This is a genomic window from Pseudomonas sp. MF6394 (assembly GCF_002018845.1).
Taxonomy (GTDB): Bacteria; Pseudomonadota; Gammaproteobacteria; order Pseudomonadales; family Pseudomonadaceae; genus Aquipseudomonas; species Aquipseudomonas lactis.
In genome coordinates this window covers 1-1,784 of the sequence record NZ_MVOJ01000076.1, presented here as the reverse complement: position 1 = coordinate 1,784, position 1,784 = coordinate 1, and the positions used below count along the sequence as shown (strand labels likewise).

Genomic DNA, 1,784 nt, shown 5'->3' with positions numbered 1-1,784 from the left:
CCGAACTCGGGCTTGTAGCCTTCCTCCGCGAAGTGGTCGATCAAGGTCTGATCGAAGGTCAGCGTCACGCCCTGGCTGGCGGCGTTGCGGGCCACACGATCGAGCTGCAGGCCGACGATATGGCGGATCTCCTCCTTGCCCAGCGCATGGAAGACGATGATCTCGTCGATGCGGTTGATGAACTCGGGGCGGAAGTGTCCGCGCAGCACGTCCATCACCTCGGACTTGGTCTTCTCGTATTCCTCGCCGGCGGCGCTACGGGCCTTCAGCCGACGCTGGATGATGTCCGAGCCCAAGTTCGAGGTGGCGATGATGATGGTATTGGTGAAATCCACCACCCGGCCCTTGCCGTCGGTGAGCCGCCCGTCGTCGAACACCTGCAGCAGGATGTTGTAGACGTCGGGGTGAGCCTTCTCGATCTCGTCCAGCAGCAACACGCTGTAGGGCTTGCGACGCACCTTCTCGGTGAGCTGGCCGCCCTCGTCATAGCCCACATAACCCGGAGGCGCGCCCACCAGGCGTGCCACGGTATGGCGTTCCCCGTACTCGGACATGTCGATGCGCAGCAGCGCACCTTCATCGCCATAGATGGACTCGGCCAGCGCCTTGGCGAGCTCGGTCTTGCCCACGCCGGTCGGCCCGAGGAACAGAAAAGTCGCCACCGGCTTGCCGCCTTCGCGCAGCCCCGCGCGCGACAACCGCACGGCATCGGCCACCGCGCGCACCGCTTCGTCCTGGCCCACCAGGCGCTCGTGCAGCCGCTGTTCCAGATGCAACAGCTTCTCGCGTTCTTCCACCGTCAGCTCGTTGACCGGAATGCCGGTCAGGCGCGAGACGATCTGCGCGACATGCTCGGCCTTGACTTCGGCGCTGCCCGAGGCGCGCTCGCGCTCCCAATCTTCGATGAGCTTCTTGAGTTCGGCCTCTTTTGCCTCGATGCGCTTGCCCAGCTCGGCGGCCTTGTCGTACTGCTTGCGCGAGGCCATGTAGTCCTGCTCACGCCGCAACTGGTGCAGTTCGGACTCCAGCTCTTGTACGGCCACTGGGCGAGCCGTGGCCGACAGCTTCACGCGTGCGGCCGCCTGGTCAAGCAGGTCGATGGCCTTGTCAGGCAAAAAGCGCGCGGTGATGTAGCGGTCCGACAACTCGGCGGCGGCGATGATCGCATCCTCGGTGATGCTGACCTTGTGGTGCGCCTCGAAGGTGTCGCGCAGGCCGCGCAGGATCATCATGGTCTGCGCTACCGTCGGCTCGGGCACCATCACCGGCTGGAAACGACGCTCCAGCGCGGCGTCCTTCTCGATGTACTTCTGATACTCGTTGAGCGTGGTGGCGCCGATCAGGTTCAGCTCGCCGCGCGCCATCATCGGCTTGAACACGTTGGCCACGTCCAGCCCGCCTTCGCCGCCACCCTGGCCGGCACCGACGATGGTGTGCACTTCATCGATGAAGAGAATCATCTCGCCCTGGTGCTCGGTCACTTCCTTGAGCACCTTCTGCACGCGCTCCTCGAACTCGCCGCGATACTTGGCGCCGGCCACCATGGCGTTGATGTTGAGTTCCACCAGACGCTTGTCGCGCAGCGTCTCGGGCACTTCGCCGGCGACCATCCGCTGCGCCAGTCCTTCGACAATGGCGGTCTTGCCGACGCCGGGCTCACCGATCAACACCGGGTTGTTTTTCTTGCGCCGGGCCAGCACCTCGATGGTGGTCTCGATCTCCTGCGCACGGCCGATGACCGGATCGAGCTTGCCCTCGCGCGCCATCTTGGTGAGGTCGCGCGA

The 1,784-nt window shown here is 64.7% G+C and carries 1 protein-coding gene; it reads right to left on the bottom strand.

Annotated elements, in window-relative coordinates; all coding sequences use genetic code 11:
- The coding region (locus MF6394_RS32755; RefSeq protein WP_078468295.1) for an ATP-dependent Clp protease ATP-binding subunit at positions 1–1,784 on the bottom strand (1,784 nt) is incomplete at both ends.